Raw genomic sequence first — 18692 nt, 5'->3', positions numbered from 1 at the left:
CGGGACCGGCCGCCGCGCAGGCCACGGGCGCTCACCCGGCGGCCGCGCCGAGCCGCTCCGGAAGGGCGGCCGCGTGGACCACCGTCAGCCCGGAGACCGGCCGGGTCAGACAGACGTACAGGCGGCGCAGACCGGTGCGTTCGTCCGGCTCGCCGTCGACGATCGCGGCGGGCTCGTCGAGGACGACGTAGTCGTACTCGAGGCCCTTGGCGAGCGTGGCCGGGACCAGGGTCAGCCGGGCCCGGGCCGAGGTCTCCTCGCCGGGCGCCAGCACGGCCAGGCCCGCCGCTTCCAGCGCCGCGCGCAGCGCGGGCAGCCGGGCCTCGGCCGCGATCAGGCCGACCGACCCCTCCTTGCCCAGCGCTTCGTGGCAGGCGGCGATGACCGCGTCGTCCAGCTCCGCCCCCGGCACCGGCCGGACCGTGAAATCCCCCGCCGCCTCGCGGATCGAGGTGGCCTCGGCCAGGTCGGGCGCGATCGCGGGCAGCAGCCGCGAGGCGTACGCGATGACCTCGCGCGGCACGCGGAAGCCCAGCGTCAGCTCCTCGATCCGCGCGCCCGGCTTGCCCAGGTGGGCCAGTGCCTCCTCCCAGGTATCCGTGGACCACGGGGTGGTGCCCTGCGCGATGTCGCCCAGAATCGTCGCCGAACCGGTCGTACAGCGCCGGCCCACCGCCCGGTACTGCATCGGCGACAGGTCCTGCGCCTCGTCCAGCACCACGTGCCCCAGGGAAGGCGTGCGGGCGACCAGGTCCGCCGCCTCGTCGACCAGCACCGCGTCCGCCGCCGACCACTTGGCGCTCTTCACGCTGCGCGCCGGCTTCGCCCACAGGATCGTCTTCTGCTCCTCCGGCGTCAGGATGCCCTCCGCCTGCGCGGCCAGGAACTCCGCGTCGCACAGCAGCCGCAGCACCAGCTTCGCCGGATCGACCGGCGGCCACACTTCCTTGACCAGGGCCTTGACCGCCGCGTTGCGCGCCACCGCGTCCTGCACCCGGTCGTCCGGCGCCTCGCCCGCCTGTTCCATCCGGACGAGCACCGCGTGCGCGATCCGCTGCGGCAGCGCCTCCCGGGCCGCGCCGTAGCGGATGTCGCGGCGCAGCAACTCCTCGACGATCTCCTCGATCTCGTACGCCGGCACTCGCCAGCGCCGCGACCCGCGCACCACCACGCACGCCTCGGACGGCATCCGCACGTGTGACCACACCGCCCGCCGCAGCACCTCGGCCAGCCGCGCGTCCCCCTTGACCGTCGCCGCCGCCGCGTCGTCGGTACCCCGCACCTCCACGTGCGCCACCAGATCGTCGACGGTGGCCTGCTTGACCTCCAACTCGCCCAGCGCGGGCAGCACCTGCTCGATGTAGTGCAGGAACGAGCGGTTCGGACCGATGACGAGGGTGCCGGAACGGGCCAGCCGCTCGCGGTGCGCGTACAGCAGGTACGCGACCCGGTGCAGCCCCACCGCCGTCTTGCCGGTGCCCGGCGCGCCCTGGACGCAGACCGTGCCGCCGATCCCGGCGCGGACGATCTCGTCCTGCTCCGGCTGGATCGTCGCCACGATGTCGCGCATCGGCCCCACCCGCGGCCGTTCGATCTCGGTCTGAAGCAGCCGGCTGTGCTGCTCCGCCTCCGCCGGGTCGGTCAGGTGCTCGTCCTCGTACGCGGTGAGCTGCCCGCCCGTGTAGCCGAAGCGGCGGCGCAGCTCCAGGTCCATCGGGTCCTTCTTCGAGGCCCGGTAGAACGGCTGCGAGACCGGCGCGCGCCAGTCGATGACCATCGGGTCGCCGTCGGCGTCGTGGACGTGCCGGCGGCCGATGTAGAAGTTCTCGCCCGCCGCGCCCTCGGCGGCGTCCACGCCCGGGGCGTGCAGGTAGTCGAGGCGGCCGAAGAAGAGCGGGGTGCCGGCCAGGTCGGCGAGCGCCTTGATACGGGCCTCCACCTCGCCCTGGAGCACTTCGGCGTTGACCCAGTTCGCGGTGACGTCCGCGATGTTGAGTGCCTGGGCGTCCCGGCGCATGGCGCGCAGCGCCGCCCGCGAGGCGGCGAGGTGGGCGCGTTCGCGTTCCAGGGGGTCGGGCCGGCCGTGGGCCTGGTCCCGGGGATGGACGGGTGCCTGGTCATGGGCGTGCGAGGGCACGGTGTTGCCTCCGGCGGATCCGGCTACGGACGTACGTGACGGCGTACGCGTAGGCGTCTTCGGGTGCGGGCAGATGCGTTCAGATGCGTGAAGCGAGAAGCCGGCCGGTTTCCGTGCGGCCGGTGGCACTCCGCTGAGGGAGGCGGGCAGACCGGTGATTGTAGCCAGCAGGTATCAGGGGCGCCAACGCATTTACGCAGCGAGGTGACCGGCGACGACGCGGACCTCCCGGGCGCGCCCCGCGACGATCGGCGCGGGACGCCTCACCTTTCCGCCCGGGCCCGTCCGTCTCCCGTAGGGGGCGGGGTAGGCCCAGGGGCTGACCAAAGACCCGTGCGGGATGGGCCCGTGGGCCGATGTGCGGGCCTTCCGCGAAAACCATCATGGAGACATGAGCAGCGCAACCTTCACCCCAGGCACCCTGCACCCGGCCCACGGCGCCACCGCCCTCGGCCCGGACGCCGCCGGTGCGCCGCACTCCCACGAGCAGCGCCACATGGTGGGCAACGTCTTCCGCGCGGTCAAGGTCTTCGCCGCCGCCGCGGTCAGCGTCGTCCTCCTCGGGGAGTACGCGGACGACTGAGCCGGACGCCCGCGGACGGTCACCCGGCACCGCGGCCGACCGCCGACGCCGCACTCCGCTCCAGCGCCCGCCCGACTCGAACCGGCCCGCCCGACCGGCCTGCGCCGGCCCGACCGACCCGACTGATACGCAACCAGCATCCAGACGACCGGAAACCGTTACAAACAGTCGGTCCCGATCGACTAGCGTCGCCGCAGACAGCGCGCGTCCGGCGACGAGAAGGGGCCCAACAAGTGTCTGCCGTCGAGGGGACGCGGTCGGTACCGCACAGACGACCGTGGACGCGGCATCTCACGCGCCCGGACAAGAAGACGATAGCCGCCGTGATGCTGCTGATGGCATCCATGGCCGCGCTGGCCGTCGTGTTCCGGCTGGTATCGCTGTCCATGTCCGACATAGCGGTCTACCGAGCCGAAGGCGAGGCCGCGGCGACCGGCGGCGACCTGTACGGCTTCACCGTCACCGAGTGGAACCTGCCCGCGACGTACCCGCCCTTCGCCGCCCTGCTGTTCATCCCGACGACCTGGCTCCCGCTCGGAGCTCTCAAGGTCGCCTCCGTCCTCGTCAACGTGGCCCTCGTACCGGTCCTGCTGCACCTCTCGTACAAGGCCGCGTACGTCACCGGCACCGGCGACCCGGCGGGCGCGTCCCGACTGCGGCGCGCGCGGACCCTGCCCGCCGTGCTCGCCGCCACCGCGCTCGCCATCTGGCTCGAACCGCTCTTCCAGACACTCGTCTTCGGACAGATCAACATCGCCCTGACCTGCCTGGTCCTGTGGGACCTGGCCCGACCGGACGGCGCCCGGCTGAAGGGCTTCGCGGTCGGCATCGCCACGGGCGTCAAGCTCACCCCGGCGGTGTTCGCCGTCTACCTGCTGATCACCGGCCGGGTACGGGCCGCCTGCACCGCCCTGGCCGGCTTCGCCTGCTCCGTCCTGCTCGGGGTGCTCGTCCTGCCGGACGCCAGTGTGGAGTTCTGGACGCGGCGGATGTTCGAGACCGGCCGGGTCGGCAAGGCGTGGATCGTCGACAACCAGTCCTTGCAGGGCCTGCTGGCCCGCTGTCTGCACGTCGAGCAGCCGGGACTGCTGTGGGCCGGCGCGGCGCTGCTGACCGGCATGGCCGGGCTCCTCGTCGCCCGCCAGGTGTACCTGCGGCGCGGCCTGGACTCCTGGGGCGTGCTGTGCACCGCCGTCACGGCCCTGCTCGTCTCGCCGATCAGTTGGTCCCACCACTGGGTGTGGTGCGTGCCGCTGCTGGTCACCCTCGGGGCGCACGTCCGCGGCGTATGGTGGCGCCGTCTGCTGCTGGTGGCCGTGGCGGTCGCCTTCACGGCCCGCACGATGTGGGTGCTCCCGCACCAGGGCGACCGCGACCTGCACTTCTCCTGGTGGCAGCAGCCGCTGGCGGCTCCGTACCCGGTCCTGGGGCTGGTGCTGCTGGCGGCGGTGGCCTGGTGGAGCCGCCGGCCCCCGGCCGTCCCGCAGTCCGGCCTGGTCCGCCGTCCCTTCCCACTGCCGCGCACCGCCCGCGGCCCCCGCGAACTGAGCACCCGCGTCCCGGAACGCTGACGCGCGTACGGGCCGGTCCGCGTCGCTGCCGATGCGGCGGCCCGGGCCGGGCGAACGCCGACGCCTGGCCGGAAACCGGGCGAACCGACGCTGGTCCGCCGGGCCCGTACGAACCCACACCCGCCCGCCCGGGCACCGGCCCGCCCTCAGCCCTCCGCCAACAGCTCCGTCGCGTCCACGATCCGGTACGCGTACCCCTGCTCCGCCAGGAAGCGCTGCCGGTGCGCCGCGAAGTCCTGGTCGACGGTGTCGCGGGCGACGACCGAGTAGAACCGTGCCTCGTGTCCGTCCGCCTTGGGCCGCAGCACCCGCCCCAGCCGCTGCGCCTCCTCCTGCCGGGACCCGAATGTGCCCGACACCTGGATGGCGACCGTCGCCTCCGGCAGGTCGATCGAGAAGTTCGCGACCTTGGAGACCACCAGCACGGAGAGTTCGCCGTCCCGGAACGCGCCGAAGAGCTTCTCGCGCTGCGCGTTGCTCGTCTCCCCCTTGATGACCGGCGCGCCCAGGTGCTCACCCAGCTCGTCGAGCTGGTCGATGTACTGCCCGATCACCAGGGTTTGCTCGCCCTTGTGCCGCCGGACCAGCGCCTCGGTCACGCTCTGCTTGCTGGCCGTCGTCGCGCAGTACCGGTACTTCTCCTCCACCTCGGCCGTCGCGTACGCCAGCCGCTCCGACTCGGTCAGGTTGACCCGCACCTCGACGCAGTCCGCCGGCGCGATGTACCCCTGCGCCTCGATCTCCTTCCACGGCGCGTCGAAGCGCTTCGGGCCGATCAGCGAGAAGACGTCCGACTCGCGCCCGTCCTCCCGCACCAGCGTCGCGGTCAGCCCCAGCCGCCGCCGGGCCTGCAGGTCGGCCGTGAACTTGAAGACCGGCGCCGGCAGCAGGTGCACCTCGTCGTAGACCACCAGCCCCCAGTCCCGCGAGTCGAACAGCTCCAGGTGCGGATAGACGCCCTTCCGCTTGGTCGTCAGCACCTGGTACGTGGCGATGGTGACCGGCCGGATCTCCTTCTTCGTACCGCTGTACTCGCCGATCTCGTCCTCGGTCAGCGAGGTCCGCTTCACCAGCTCGTGCTTCCACTGCCGCGCCGAGACGGTGTTGGTGACCAGGATCAGCGTGGTCGCCTTGGCCCGCGCCATCGCACCGGCGCCCACCAGCGTCTTCCCGGCGCCACAGGGCAGTACGACGACACCCGATCCGCCGTGCCAGAACCCTTCCACGGCCTGCTGCTGGTAGGGCCGCAGCGCCCAGCCGTCCTCCGCCAGCTCGATCGGATGCGCCTCACCGTCCACGTATCCGGCCAGGTCCTCGGCCGGCCAGCCCAGTTTGAGCAGCGTCTGCTTGATCTGCCCGCGCTCGGACGGATGCACCACGACCGTGTCCGGGTCCAGCCGCGCCCCCACCAGCGGCTGCACCTTCTTCGACCGCAGGATCTCCTCCAGCACCGGCCGGTCGGTGGTGCTGAGGACCAGCCCGTGCGCCGGGTGCTTGGACAGGGTCAGCCGCCCGTACCGCGACATCGTCTCGGCGATGTCCACCAGCAGGGCGTGCGGCACCGGGTACCGCGAGAACCCGACCAGCGCGTCCACGACCTGCTCGGCGTCGTGTCCGGCGGCCCGCGCGTTCCACAGCCCGAGCGGCGTCACCCGGTACGTGTGCATGTGCTCGGGCGCCCGCTCCAGCTCCGCGAACGGCGCGATGGCCCGCCGGCACGCGTCCGCCTGCTCGTGGTCGACTTCCAGCAGCAGCGTCTTGTCGCTCTGGACGATGAGAGGTCCGTTCACGCGCCTCGCCTTTCGCGTCACTGCGCCCGGCCGTTCCCCAGCCCCGACCGCGGCACCCGGCCGTCCGTACGGCCAAACGTCCAGTGTGCCGCATGGCCGGGCGATCACTTCCGGGTCGCTGAAGGCGCGGTCCGCCGCCGCGGGGCGCGGCGAACGGCGCGATGTCACGCCGGCGGCGCGTTGTCAGTGGTCGGTGTCACACTGATGTCGACGGATGCCGCTGAGGAAGTGGCGTGATGAGCGTGGCGCACGAAGATCACTACGGTCCTTGGACCGTAGAGCAGGTTCAATCGAGAAGCCGCTGCCGGTCGAGCTGGACCCGGGGTCCCTGGTGCGGCAGAGGCGCTGACGACTCAGACCTGCCAGAGCCTGTGGCTGGAACCCCAGCGGCAGCTCCGGGGTGGCGGGCGCCCGGCCGGGGGCAGACACAGGCTCTCTCAGGGGCGGGCGCTCTGCTGACGCGCGGCCGGGGCCTCACGGAGGCTGTCCCGGACCTGCGACCGGGGCCTCACGAGGCCGTCCCGGGCCCGTGGCCGGGGCCCTCACGGGCTGCCCCGGGCCTGCTGCCCGGGCCCTTCACGAGGCCGTCTCGTCCGCCAGTTCCGCTACGCCCGTGATGCGGTGGAGGGGGAAGGTGCGGACCTCGTCGGCGGTGTGGTCGTAGGCGGTGACGAAGCCGCCCTCGACGCGGACGGGGGCGATGACGCGCTGGCTGGCGGCGCCGTCGGCGTTGACGTAGCCGATCCAGAGGGTGGCGTTGGTCAGGACGGCGGCCTGCATGGTGGCGAGCGTCTCCGCGGAGGTGGTGCGCGGGAGAGCGCCGGGGGCCGGGGCGGGAGCGTTCGACGGCTTGCGTTCGGCGGTCGCCGCCAGGTCGCCGGCGCGGATGGCGCGGACCGCCGCTTCGAGGAGGGTGGAGTCGGGCGCGGGCGGCCCCTCGGGGACCGGGGTGGGCGCGGAGCGCGGCGGGGTGCGGTAGGCGTCCGGGCGGGCGATGAGGACATCGCCCTCGGCGGACTCGGCGGCGGGGGCGTAGCCCATCGCGCGCAGGCCCTCCAGGAGCTGGTCGGGCAGGGCGGCCGAGGCGAGCACGGTCGGGGCGAGCCGGCGCAGGCGCAGGCCGACGGCGCGCCGGTCGGCGAGGATCTCCGTGAGGAGCGCGTCGTCGTCGCAGCGTACGTACGCGGAGGCCGCGCCGACGCGGAGCCGGCCGTGGCGCCGGGCCACGTCGTCGATGAGGTAGGCGAGCGGCTGCGGCACCGGGGTGCGGGAGTGCGCGGCGAGGAAGGACCGCAGCTCGGCGGCGGAGCGGCCGGCGTCCAGGGCGCGGCGTACGGAGGCCGGGGTGAAGCGGTAGACGGTGGCGCCGCCCTTGGACTCGACATCGGCGAGCACACCGAGCGCGTCGGCGAGGGGGCGTTCGAGCGGGCCGGGGGCGACGGCGGTCAGGTCGGCCTGGAGGAGGACGTGGTCGAGGGGTTCGGGGAGGAGGGGGGCGAGGAGGGCGGCGGCGCGCGTGGCGGGGTCCTCCGCGTCAGCGGAGCCGGGCCGGGAGCCGGAGCCGGTCTCGGGGGCGGACCTGACCCCGGCCTCGGTGCCCGCTTCCAGGAGGGCGCGGGTGTGAGTGGCGAGGGCGCCACGGCCGGTGATGCCGAGGAGTTCGGCTTCGGTGAGCGTCCACCGGGCGATGCGGGAGCGCAGATCGTCGGTGGCGGCCGTGGCGGTGGCCGGGCCCGCGTTGCGGGCGGCGTCGGCGTCGGCCGCGGTGGCCGGGTCGGGGCGGCGGGCGCCTGCCGTGCTGCCGCTGTTCGCGGCGGGGCCCGCCGCTGTCCGGCCCGCGCCGCGCAGCGGACGTTCCCAGCGCAGCCGGTCCAGTACGGCTTCGGCCGGTACGGCCGTGCCGGGGGCCAGGGACGCGAGCAGGGTGAGCGTCCGGCGGCGTACCTCGGGCGCCGCGGAACGGTCGAGGTTCGGGCCGAGCGCGGACAGGGTGCGGCCCTTCGGGTCGGGCGTGCCGACCAGCCCGGCCGTACGGGTCGCCGCGAGCCAGGCCGTGGCCAGCCGCACCCAGCGCTCTTCGGCCGGGAGCCGGCGCCAGTCCTCGGCGGCGGGGGTGGGCGCGTACCGCTCGTCGGCCTCGCCGTCGGACGCCAGCAGCCCGGCGCCGTAGGCCAGTTCGAGCCAGAACGCGGCGAGCTGTTCGGTGACGTCCAGGGCGGCCGCGGTCCGCTTGAGGTCGCGGACCGACAGGCCCCCGGCGCGCAGGACGCCCGGCCCGCCGAGGTCCCACTCCTTGAGCAGTTCCTCGACGGTGGCCAGCGCGGTGAACGCCTGGCCGGCGGCAGCGCTGTCCACAAGCTGTGGATCGCGTTCGGTGGTGGGCGCGAGGGCGGGCGGCAGGGGCTCGGGGACGTGGTGCGCGCGCCCCGCGCGCAGGTGCAGCGCGGCCTCACGGGGCAGGACCACGTTGCGCGGCCCGGCGGGCAGCAGCAGCCCACGGTCCAGCAGCCACCGCAGGTGCGCGGCGGGCCGGTCGGTGACGGCACCGTACGGCGGGCCCCAGACCAGCCGGTCCAGCACGGCGAGCGCCTGGCCGGGTGCTGCACCGAGCAGCGCGGCCATCCGCGTACGGTCCTCGAACAGCCCGGTCAGGGCGGCGACGGCGGTCACCGGGTCGTGGGTCGCGGCCAGCCCGGCGGCGGCCAGGATCTCCTGGAGGCGGCCGGGCGACATGCCGGACGTGGCTTCGGCGACGGTCGGGCCCAGGCCGGTGGGGGAGGGGTGCGCGGGTCCGGGCGCGAGCAGTTCCCGGGCCGTACGGACGAGGCGCAGCCGGTCGTCACCGCCCCAGACCAGCGCCTGGCCGCGGAGGGTGCGCAGGGCGCGGGGCAGCTCGGCGGTGATGGCGGCGACCGTGCCGGGGTCGAGGGCGGCGCTCCCGGCAGCGGCGTCGGCCCCGCCCGCCCCGGTCGGCTCGCCTGCCCTGCCGGCCCCGTCCGCCCCCGCAGCGTCCACATCGTCCGCCCCGCCCGCGTCCCCCGCCATCAGCCCGAGCAACGTCTCGTACGGGCAGGGGTCCGGTGCCACCGCCAGGGCCTCGGCGGTCTGGAGCGCGAAGCGGTCCAGGCGTTCCACGGCCCGGACGGCGGAGGCGCGGGTGCCGGCCCGGGTGGCGAGCTGGGTCAGGTCGCCGGGGACCGGGTTGAGGAGGTCGGGGCGGGCCCGCAGCAGGTCGGCGAGCCCGCTGTCGGGGCGGGTGCGGAGCTCTTCGGCGAGCGTGCGGGGTGTTTCACTCATCCGCTACACGGTAGCGGGGGCGTGTGACGTCGGCGGGTGCGGCGCCGCGCCCCGGCACCTCTGTGCTCTCGCGCCCCGCACCTCCGCGCCCCCGCGCTCGCCGTGCCCGCCCCTGCCGTCACCGGGAACGGCGCCGCGCGGGCCGGTCGGCGCCGCCACCCCCGTGGGAGAGGCGATCGGGGGTACGGTCTCGGGAGGAACCGGGCTGTGCCACAGGGGATTTCGTGGGGATCGAGAGCGACCAGCTTGTCTTCGACTATCTGAGCCGGGTCGGTGATCTGGCCCAGCAGCGCGGGCTGTCCTCCGGAGCGCGGATGCGCCTGGTGGCCGAGTTGCGGGCGCAGGTGGACGCGGTGAAGCCGGACACGGTGCCCGGGGTCAGACGGGTGCTGGCCCGGCTCGGTACGCCCGAGGCGGTGGTGGCCGCGGCCGGCGGCAGCGGCCCGCCTGCCGCGCGGGCGCCTCAGGGCGGGGCGGAACCGCCGTCGCGGCCGGGCCTGCGCGACAAGCTGGGCGGGGCCGCGCGCCGCTTCGGCCCAGGCGGTACGGGGAGTACGGGCGGGACGCACGGCGGCGGTACGGGCAACGGTGCGAGCGCCCCCGGCGAGACAAGCGGAACCAGTGCTTCCGATGCTCGCGACGGCGGCGCGCCCCACGACGGCGCCCCGGCCGGCGACGGCACCCCCTCCAGGACCGGCGGTCTCCCGACCCTGTCCGGCCTGGGCGATGGCCTGCGCGGCCTCGTCGGCAAGGTCCCCGCCCCGCGCGACGGCAGGCGCCGCTCCGCCCGCGCGAAGGAGCCGGAGCCACCGCCCACCGCGTCCCCGCCGCACCTCGCGGGCTTCGACGAGCTGGGTGACGGCACCGTCGCCTTCGGCGAGGACACCGGAGAGCCCGACTGGTGGCGCGTGGAGGAGAGCCCGTTCGGGCCGGTCGGGACGTACGAGTCCGGTGAGACGGTGCCCGGCTTCATCGGTGGCATCGAGATTCCCGAGATCCGCGAGCGCCCGCCGGGCGAGCGGAAGGAGGGCGGCCCGCCGTCCCTGGAGAAGGGCGAGCGGGGTGCGGACGGCGAGGCGGCCGACGAGGAGTCCGAGGACGGGAACGCGGACGGGAACGCGGACGGCGAGGAGATGTCCGCGCCGCCGCGCACCGGCCTGCTGCCGCGCGTCCTCGCGTGGCGGCGGCGGTCGGCCGCGCCCGAGCCGTACGCGGAGGAGCCCGAGCCGGTGGAGTACGCGCCGCCCGCGCGGCCCCCGCTCAGCCCCGTTCTGTTGCTCGCCGTCCTGTTGCTGGTCGCGGGCGCGGTGCTGGGGTCCTGGCTGGCGCTCGGCGGCGGCTGGGTGATCGCGTACACCTCCCGGCGGCTGTCACGCGCCGAGGCGAAGTTCGCGGCGCTCGGGGTGCCGGGAGCGATCGCCGGCGGGCTGGTGGTGTGGCTGTGGGGCCGCGTGGACGGGCGGTGGGGCGAGCCCATCGCCGAGGGGCAGTTGGGGCACGAGATGGCCGGGGTGCTGCCGGTGGTGGTCCGTGTCGCGGCTGTCGCCTCGGCGCTGTTCCTGGTGTGGCGGATGCGGAGGCTGCCGCGCTGAGCGCCGGGGCGGCGAGCGGGCACGGGCGGGCCGTACGGATGCGGGCCCCAGCGGGCGGGCCGTACGGATGCTCCCGGGCGGACCGCACGGACCCGCTCCCCGAGGGGCCGCACGCGCGCCGCCCCCTGTACGCGGACCCCACGAGCGCCGCCCCGCCCGGCCGCCGCTACTTCTTCGCCAGCTTCTCCTGCAACTGGGCCAGGATCTGACCCGCCGCGGTGTAGCCGATGCCCTGGATCCACAGCTCGTCGTCGACCCGGAAGGTACGGCCGTTCCTGACCGCCTTCATGTTCTTCCACAGCGCCCCGCCGGTGACCTGCGACTCCTTGGACTTCTCCGGGCTGCCGTACGCCGTGTAGAAGACCGCGTCCGCGTCGGCCTTGGTCACCTGCTCCGCGCTGACCTCGATCATCATGCCGTCCGGCGCGTCCCGCACCACGCTGGTCGGGCCGGTGCCGATGTCGTTGAGGACGGTGCCGATGTAGCTGCGGCAGCCGTAGACGCGGGTGTCGGCGCCCGCGACGAAGCGGACGACGTTGGTCGTGGTCCGCTTCGCCGCCGCGGCCCCGCCGAGCGCCGCGGTGACCCGCTCGGCGTGTGCCTCGTACGCGGCGACCGCCCGCTTCGCCTCGGGGATCCTGCCCAGCGCGTCGGCGTGGGTGGCGAAGTTCTGCTTCCACGGGTAGCCGGTGGTCTCCGTCATGACCGTGGGCGCGATGGCCTTGAGCTGTTCGTACCGTTTTCCGTCGCGCACCTTGCTGGTGAGGATCAGGTCGGGTTTCAGGGCGGCGACCGCCTCCAGGTTCGGCGCGCCGATCGTGCCGACGTCCTGGATGCCCGCGAGCTTGTCCTTCGGCAGGTAGTTCAGGAAGCCGCCGGCCACGTCGGCGCGGGTGGCGCCGACCGGCCGGACCCCGAGCGTGATCGCGGAGTCCAGCTCCGCGGTGTCCAGCACGACCACGCGTTCCGGCGCGTTGGGCACCGTCACCTCGCCCTGCGCCGTACGGACCCGGTGCCTGCCCTCGCCGGCCGCGGGCTGCGCCCAGGTGGTGGCGGGCTGCGCCGGGCAGTCGGCCGCCTCGTCCGAGGACCCGGAACCGCCCGGTCCGGACGGGCCGCCGGACCCGCCCGAACCGCAGGCGGCCAGGGTCAGCGAAGCGGCCAGAGCGGTGGTCACGGCGAGCAGGGCACGGCGGCGCCCGGCCCACGGAACCGGACGGGGGACTGCGGGGAGCGGCATGACAAGCCCTTTCGGCCGGGCCGCCCGCGGCGCCGGCGGGCGGCCGCGCGGACGGCGGGTTACGGAACTGGCGGAGCCAGCGGCGGCGCAGCTACGCGGACCCGGGCGGGGGCGCGCCGCCTGCCCCACCCGGAGCCTGCCAAGGCCGCCCCGGCACCACCAGAGGTGAGCCCGTCACCGGATCGGGTACGACCACCGACTCCAGCCCGAACACCTCCCGCACCAGCCCGGCCGTGACGACCGCCGAGGGGTGTCCCTGCGCGACGATGCGCCCCTGCTTCATCGCCACCAGGTGGTCGGCGTAGCGCGCGGCCTGGTTGAGGTCGTGCAGGACGGCGACGACGGTGCGCCCCCGGTCGTGGTTGAGCTGCCGGATCAGGTCCAGCACCTCGACCTGGTGCGCGATGTCGAGGTACGTCGTCGGCTCGTCCAGGAGCAGCAGGCCGGTCTCCTGCGCGAGCGCCATCGCGATCCACACGCGCTGCCGCTGCCCACCGGACAGCTCGTCCACCGGCCGGTCGGCCAGCGGCGTCACGTCCGTACGGTCCATGGCCTCGGTGACGGCCTGCTCGTCGGCCTCGGACCACTGCTGCCACCAGTGCTGGTGCGGCTGGCGGCCACGCGAGACCAGGTCGGCGACGGTGATCGCCTCGGGCGCGACGGGGGTCTGCGGCAGCAGCCCCAGCGACCGGGCGATCTTCTTGGTGGGGATGCGGGCCAGGTCCGTACCGTCCAGCAGGACGGTGCCGCGGCGCGGCTTGAGCAGCCGGCCCAGCGCCCGCAGCAGGGTGGATTTGCCGCAGGCGTTGGGGCCGACGACGACCGTGACCGCGCCGGGCGGGATGTCGATGTCGAGCCCGGCGACGACCGTGCGGTCCTCGTAGGCGAGCGTCAGGTCCCGGGCCGCGAGACGGCCGCCGGCGGGAGCCGTGTCCTTGCTGCCCTCGGTCACGCGCGTCCTCCCACGGCCCGGCTGCGGATGATCAGGTGGATCAGGTACGGGGCGCCGACGGCCGCGGTCAGCACCCCCACCGGCAGTTCGGTCGGCGCGAGCAGCTTGCGGGCGAGCAGGTCGCCGAGGACGACGACGACCGCGCCGAGCAGCGCCGAGCACAGCAGCGGGATCTGTGCCGTACGGGTCAGGCGGCGGGCGGTCTGCGGGGCGAGCAGCGCCACGAAGTCGACCGGCCCGGCCGCGCCGGTCGCCGTCGACGCCAGCACCACGCCGAGCGCGACCAGACCGAGGCGGGTGCGGTTCAGCCGTACGCCGAGGGCGGTCGCCGTGTCGTCGTCCAGCGAGACGGTGCGCTGGGCGCGGGCCGCCCACAGGACGGCGGGCAGCAGCACCAGCAGCGCCCATCCCAGCGGCGCGGCCTCCGCCCAGCCGCGCCCGTTGAGCGAGCCGGTCAGCCACACCTGCGCCTGCTGGGCGACGAGGCGGTCGCCCTTGGTGAGGAACAGATGGGTGAGCGAGCGCAGTGCGACGGCGAAGCCGATGCCGATCAGGACGAAGCGGGTGGCGTGCAGGCCGCGGCGCCAGGCGAAGACGTAGCCGAGGGTGGCGGCGAGCACGCCGCCGGCGACCGACAGGTACGGCAGGACGGCGTACGAGGTCACGCCGAACGTCATCGCGCCCACCGTCAGCGCGCTCGCGCCCTGCGTGACGCCGATGACGTCCGGGCTGGCGAGCGGGTTGCGGGCCACGTTCTGGATCAGCCCGCCCGCGACCCCGAAGGCCGCGCCGACCAGCAGGCCGGCCGCCATCCGGGGCAGCCGCAGCGTCCCGACGACCAGCTCCTGCGACGACGGCCGCCCCAGGACGACCCGCAGCGCCTCACCGGGCGGCACGAAGGATGCGCCGACACACAGATACGCCAGGCAGACGGCGGCGAGCAGGACGGCGAGCACACCGGCGACGCCCGCCGCCCGCCGGTGCACGAGGAAGGAGCCCCGCCCGGCGCGCACGAGCCCGTACCCGGCGGGCCGCGTACGGGCGTGCCGTACGACGGCGCCGGGGCCGGTGGCCGGTCGCGTCATGCGGGCACCGCCTTCCGCCGTACGAGGGCGACCAGGAACGGGACGCCGATCAGGGCCGTCAGCACCCCCGCCGGCACCTCGGACGGCGGGAACAGCACGCGCCCGGCGACGTCCGAGAGCAGCACGACGACCGGGCCGAGCAGCGCCGCCATCGGCAGCAGCCGGCGGTGGCCGCCGCCCACGGCCGCGCGGGCGAGGTGCGGCACGGCCAGGCCCACGAAGGCGATCGGCCCGGCCGCCGCGACACCCGCGCCGGTCAGGACGGTCGCCCCGAGCCCGGCCACGACCCGTACGGCGGCGACGTGCTGCCCGAGCCCCCCGGCCACGTCCTCGCCGAGCGCCAGCGCGTCCAGGCCGCGCGCGACGGACAGCACGAGCACCGCGCCCACCAGCAGGAACGGCCAGATCCGCGCGGCGACCTCGCTGTCCCGGCCGGTGAGCGAGCCGACCTGCCAGAACCGGAACTCGTCCAGCGCCGCCGCCTTGGTCGTCAGCACCGCCATCGTCACCGCGACGAGCAGCGCGTTGACCGCCGCGCCGGACAGGGCCAGCTTCACGGGCGTCGCGCCGCCCCGCCCGCCGGCGGCGATCGCGTGGACCGCGACCGCGGCGGCCCCGGCGCCCGCGAAGGCGAACCACACATAGCCGCTGAGGGTGTGCACGCCCAGGAAGGACAGCGCGAGGACCACCCCCACCGAGGCGCCCTGGCTGATGCCGAGGACCCCCGGGTCGGCGATGGGGTTGCGGGTGATGCCCTGAAGGGCCGTGCCGGCGAGGGCGAGCGCGGCGCCGACCAGCAGGCCGATCAGCGTGCGCGGCAGCCGCAGGAAGCGCACCACCTGCGCGGCGTCGCCGTCCCCGCCGTACAGCAGCGCGTCGAGCACCTCGGACGGCGTGAACGGGCGGCTGCCGACCGCGAGCGAGAGGAGTACCGCCAGCAGCAGGGCGAGCACCGCCACCGCCGTCCAGCCGACGCGGCGTCCCACCAGGGGGGCTCCGGGGCCACCGGACCGGACGACTGGCATCGGTTCCCTTTCGCGACGGCGCCGCGGGGCGGGGGAGCGGGGCGAAGTCAGGAGGCGCTCAGTGTAGGCCCGCCGCACCGCGGTCATCGGCCACAATGGCCACCATGGCTTCGCACACCCCGGTACCCGATCCCACGGTCGCCACGGCCACGCAGTCGCTCACGGTCGGCTTCGACCTGGACATGACGCTGATCGACTCCCGCCCCGGCATCAAGGCGGCCTATGAGGCGCTGTCCGCCGCGACCGGGACGTACGTCGACGCGGACGCGGCGATCACCCGGCTCGGGCCGCCGCTGGAGCAGGAGATCCGCCGGTGGTTCCCCGAGGAACGGGTGGCCGAGATCAGCGACCTGTACCGGGAGCTGTACCCGTCCCACGCGATCACCGGGACGCTCGCGATGCCGGGCGCCCGCGAGGCGGTGGCCGCCGTCCAGCGCCACGGCGGCCGGGCGATCGTGGTGACCGCGAAGTACGAGCCCAACGCCAAGCTGCACCTGGACCATCTGGACATCGGCGCGGACGCCGTCATCGGCTCGCTGTGGGCGGAGGCCAAGGCCGAGGCGCTGCGCACGCACGGCGCGTCCGTCTACGTCGGCGACCACACCGGTGACGTACGCGGTGCGCGGACCGCCGATGCGCTGTCCGTCGCCGTGGCCACCGGGCCGTGCGCCGCGGACGAGCTGCGCGCGGCCGGCGCGAACGTGCTCCTCGACGACCTGACCGGCTTCCCGGCCTGGCTGGAGGGGTACCTGGCACAGCGGGCCCGGCGGACCGCGTGAGTCCGCCCGGCCCGGGCGCTCACGCCGTGGACGACCTCGCCTGCCGGCGCTGCGCCGCGACGGAACGCAGCACTCCGGCCCCGGCGATGAGGAAGCCGGCGCCCATCAGCATGCAGACCCAGTAGAAGACGGACGGCAGCGGATCGGCCCCGATGAACAACGGGGTCACGGTGGCGAGAGTGGCCACCGCGCCAATCAGGAAAACAATCGCGCCGATCCGGACCAGCAGATCCCCTGCCTGGGGAGTTTCGTCAGACACAGGACCAGGGTAAGTCCGGGCCAGAAGCGCGGGGGAACCACCCGGCGACGTCTTGTCACCGGGCACCGGACCATTAGCCTTGGGGGGTGGCGGGTCAGGTGGCCCGCTGCACTGCTATCCAGAGCTGTTTTTTCCCGCAGGAAACACCGTAACCAGACCCCAGTGGTCTTCCGACGAGTACGAGGACGAGGACAGACGTGCCTACCGGCAAGGTCAAGTGGATTCACTAAGCACGCATGTCTTAGGGTGGCGATCATGCAACCCAACCTGCGCTACCTCGCAGCCCTCCGGCTGTCCTCCGACTCCGACGAATCGACCGCCATCGTCCGGCAGCGTCGAAGCATCCAGCACCACCTGAGCGCCCCCCATGTCGCCGGCCTCCTCGTTGGCGAAGCCGAGGACACCGACGTGTCCGGCGGCCTCTCCCCGTTCAAGCGCCCGAAGCTCGGCAAGTGGCTGACCAACCGCCAAGACGAGTTCGACGTGATCATTGCCGCCAAGCTCGACCGGCTCACGCGAAGAGCACTTCACTTCAACGAGCTGCTGAAATGGTGCAACGATCACGGAAAATTCATTGTATGCGTTGAAGAAGGATTCGATCTTTCCACCGGGCCCGGAAAGATGATGGCCCAGATCACGGCTGTCTTCGCCGAGGCCGAGTGGGACACCATCCAGGCCCGCATTCTCAACGGCGTACAGACCCGCCTCGAAAACAAGAGCTGGCTCGTGGGCGCGGCGCCGACCGGGTACAAGCTGGTCGAGGCCGAAGGTGACCGCCGGAAGATCATTGAGCGGGAAGAGTCCTACTGGCCCGTGGTCGAGGACATCAAGAATCGGATCAGGGAAAAGAAGCAGACTACCCACAAGATCGCCAAAGAGTTCAACGAAGCAAAGATCCTCACCTGGAGTGATCATCAGCGGGTCCTCAAAGGCAAGGAGCCCAAAGGCATCCTGTGGCAGGCCACGATCATCAACAAGATGATCCGCTCGCCATGGTTCGCCGGGATCTACACATACAAGGGGGAAGCCGTCCTCAACGACGACGGTGAGCCGTACGTCATGCCGACACAGCCCCACGCGACCATGGAGGAATGGTTCGACCTCGTAGACCGCATAGCACCCGCCGAGAAGGAAGAGGGAGAAACCGTGACGCGGGCCGCGAAGAGCCTCCTCGCCGGGGTCGCGAAATGCGGTGAATGCGGCGCCTCGCTCGCCCGAGTCAACACTTCCGGAGCGAAGCGCAAGGACGGCACCCGAGCACCGTCAAGATCCTTCTACCGGTGCACCAACCGATTCCGCGGGGGGACATGCGAGAAGGGCGCCTACATCGCGTGTGAAGAACTCGACCGGGTCGCCGAGGACATCATCGTCAGCAGCGTCGGCCAGTGGGACATGTACGAGCGGGCCGGCGCGGGCCCCTCGAACAAGAAGGAGCTGGAAGCCGCCGAAGCTCGCCTGACCAAGCTCGAAGCCGACTTCCTTGACGGCAAGTACGACGGGGAAGGGCAGGAAGACTCCTACTGGCGGATGCACAAGGCCCTGTCCGGCAAGGTGCAGGCCCTCAAGAGGGCCGAGGAGGAGCGCAAGAGTCCGGAGATCAAGGCCACCGGCCGCAAGTACGCAGAGGTCTGGGCGGAGAAGGATGAGCACGACCGCCGGGACTTCCTCCGCGAGTACAAGGTCACCATGTGGGTCTGGCGTGACTGCCTGCCGAACATGACCCGCGGCAACCGATCCGGCGCCGTGCTTGACCTCGGAGAGATCGGCCGCATCGCCGAGGAACTGAAGCTCGTCATGCCGGAGGCGGCTGACTGGCTCTGGCACGGCTGGAACGTCCCCCAGCACTGGGCATCCCCCCACCTGCTCGAAGACCCCGAGTTCCGAGAGCTGATGGAACAGACTTACGGCGCGGCCGAGCTGCCCAAGGTGCTTCAGGAGCGCTTGGAGAAGTACAAGAAGGAACGCGAGAAGCGAGAGACCGCCGAGCAGACCGCGTAACTGATCGAGTGGAACCCCCGGCACGGTGGATGCGTCGGGGGTTTCACGTGTCGGCGGGCGAGCACGGCTGGCGGAGCAAGCGAATGATTCATTCATCGACCGACGGCGGGCTGGACTGCACCTATCTGTGCTCGGCGAGTCGCGTGCGCAGAGACTCCGCCAAGTCGTCTGCCACGCCGGCCAGCTCCGGGTACGTGTCGGAGACCAACATCAGAAGGCGCCTCACCGCCTTCGCCTCGCCCGCGGTGGTGAGTGCCAAGCGCGGCCCGGACTCGGCTGCCATGCCAGCCAGCCGAGATGCAGTCTCTCGCGCGTCGGGGAGGAGGCGGGGCGCATTGCCGAGATGCCCGACCTGTATAGCCATACCGCCTATGCGGGCGCCGT

13 protein-coding genes are annotated in these 18692 nt (G+C 73.5%); 5 read left to right on the top strand and 8 right to left on the bottom strand.

Annotation, left to right across the window (positions count from 1 at the left end):
* Positions 1–31: 31 nt before the first annotated feature.
* Positions 32–2137: a HelD family protein gene (locus ACH4EB_RS19120; RefSeq protein ID WP_398348707.1), complete on the bottom strand. Its 2106-nt coding sequence runs from the start codon at positions 2135–2137 to the stop codon at positions 32–34.
* A gap of 391 nt (positions 2138–2528) precedes the next feature.
* On the opposite strand from ACH4EB_RS19120, the gene ACH4EB_RS19115 reads away from it, so the two are divergent.
* A complete protein-coding gene (locus tag ACH4EB_RS19115; RefSeq protein ID WP_398348706.1) occupies positions 2529–2720 on the top strand; it encodes a hypothetical protein in 192 nt (63 codons plus the stop codon).
* Positions 2721–3046: 326 nt separating this feature from the next.
* Positions 3047–4291, top strand: a complete 1245-nt coding sequence (locus ACH4EB_RS19110) for a glycosyltransferase 87 family protein (RefSeq protein ID WP_398348867.1) — start codon at positions 3047–3049, stop codon at positions 4289–4291.
* 146 nt (positions 4292–4437) lie between these two features.
* On the opposite strand, the gene ACH4EB_RS19105 is transcribed toward ACH4EB_RS19110, so the two are convergent.
* Both ACH4EB_RS19105 and ACH4EB_RS19100 read right to left on the bottom strand, forming a co-directional pair.
* On the bottom strand, positions 4438–6081 hold the full coding sequence (locus tag ACH4EB_RS19105; RefSeq protein ID WP_398348705.1) for a DNA repair helicase XPB: 1644 nt from the start codon (positions 6079–6081) through the stop codon (positions 4438–4440).
* Between the two features lie 576 nt (positions 6082–6657).
* Complete coding sequence (locus ACH4EB_RS19100; RefSeq protein ID WP_398348704.1) at positions 6658–9378, bottom strand: helicase-associated domain-containing protein; 2721 nt, start codon at positions 9376–9378, stop codon at positions 6658–6660.
* A gap of 224 nt (positions 9379–9602) precedes the next feature.
* On the opposite strand from ACH4EB_RS19100, the gene ACH4EB_RS19095 reads away from it, so the two are divergent.
* Entirely contained in the window at positions 9603–10970 is a 1368-nt protein-coding gene (locus tag ACH4EB_RS19095) for a hypothetical protein (RefSeq protein WP_398348703.1), read from the top strand.
* A gap of 166 nt (positions 10971–11136) precedes the next feature.
* On the opposite strand, the gene ACH4EB_RS19090 is transcribed toward ACH4EB_RS19095, so the two are convergent.
* From ACH4EB_RS19090 to ACH4EB_RS19075, 4 genes are all read right to left on the bottom strand, one after another.
* Positions 11137–12210, bottom strand: coding sequence for an ABC transporter substrate-binding protein (locus ACH4EB_RS19090; RefSeq protein WP_398348702.1), 1074 nt, complete (start codon positions 12208–12210; stop codon positions 11137–11139).
* Positions 12211–12301: 91 nt separating this feature from the next.
* A complete protein-coding gene (locus tag ACH4EB_RS19085) occupies positions 12302–13162 on the bottom strand; it encodes an ABC transporter ATP-binding protein (RefSeq protein WP_398348701.1) in 861 nt (286 codons plus the stop codon).
* Entirely contained in the window at positions 13159–14247 is a 1089-nt protein-coding gene (locus ACH4EB_RS19080) for a FecCD family ABC transporter permease (protein ID WP_398348700.1), read from the bottom strand. The genes ACH4EB_RS19085 and ACH4EB_RS19080 overlap by 4 nt, the downstream gene beginning before the upstream one ends.
* A complete protein-coding gene (locus ACH4EB_RS19075; protein WP_398348699.1) occupies positions 14244–15272 on the bottom strand; it encodes a FecCD family ABC transporter permease in 1029 nt (342 codons plus the stop codon). The genes ACH4EB_RS19080 and ACH4EB_RS19075 overlap by 4 nt, the downstream gene beginning before the upstream one ends.
* 95 nt (positions 15273–15367) lie before the next feature.
* On the opposite strand from ACH4EB_RS19075, the gene ACH4EB_RS19070 reads away from it, so the two are divergent.
* Positions 15368–16051, top strand: a complete 684-nt coding sequence (locus ACH4EB_RS19070; protein WP_398348698.1) for an HAD family hydrolase — start codon at positions 15368–15370, stop codon at positions 16049–16051.
* A gap of 19 nt (positions 16052–16070) precedes the next feature.
* Here ACH4EB_RS19070 and ACH4EB_RS19065 read toward each other — a convergent pair whose 3' ends face one another.
* Entirely contained in the window at positions 16071–16310 is a 240-nt protein-coding gene (locus ACH4EB_RS19065; RefSeq protein ID WP_398348697.1) for a hypothetical protein, read from the bottom strand.
* A 255-nt stretch (positions 16311–16565) separates the two neighbouring features.
* Here ACH4EB_RS19065 and ACH4EB_RS19060 point away from each other — a divergent pair, with 255 nt between their 5' ends.
* The gene (locus ACH4EB_RS19060; RefSeq protein WP_398348696.1) at positions 16566–18308 is read left to right on the top strand and encodes a recombinase family protein; all 1743 of its coding nucleotides are present in this window, start codon (positions 16566–16568) and stop codon (positions 18306–18308) included.
* The last annotated feature ends 384 nt before the right edge of the window (positions 18309–18692 follow it).

The organism is Streptomyces sp. NPDC018045 (genome assembly GCF_044327445.1).
Classification (GTDB): Bacteria; Actinomycetota; Actinomycetes; order Streptomycetales; family Streptomycetaceae; genus Streptomyces.
This window is presented reverse-complemented; position numbering and strand designations above follow the sequence as displayed.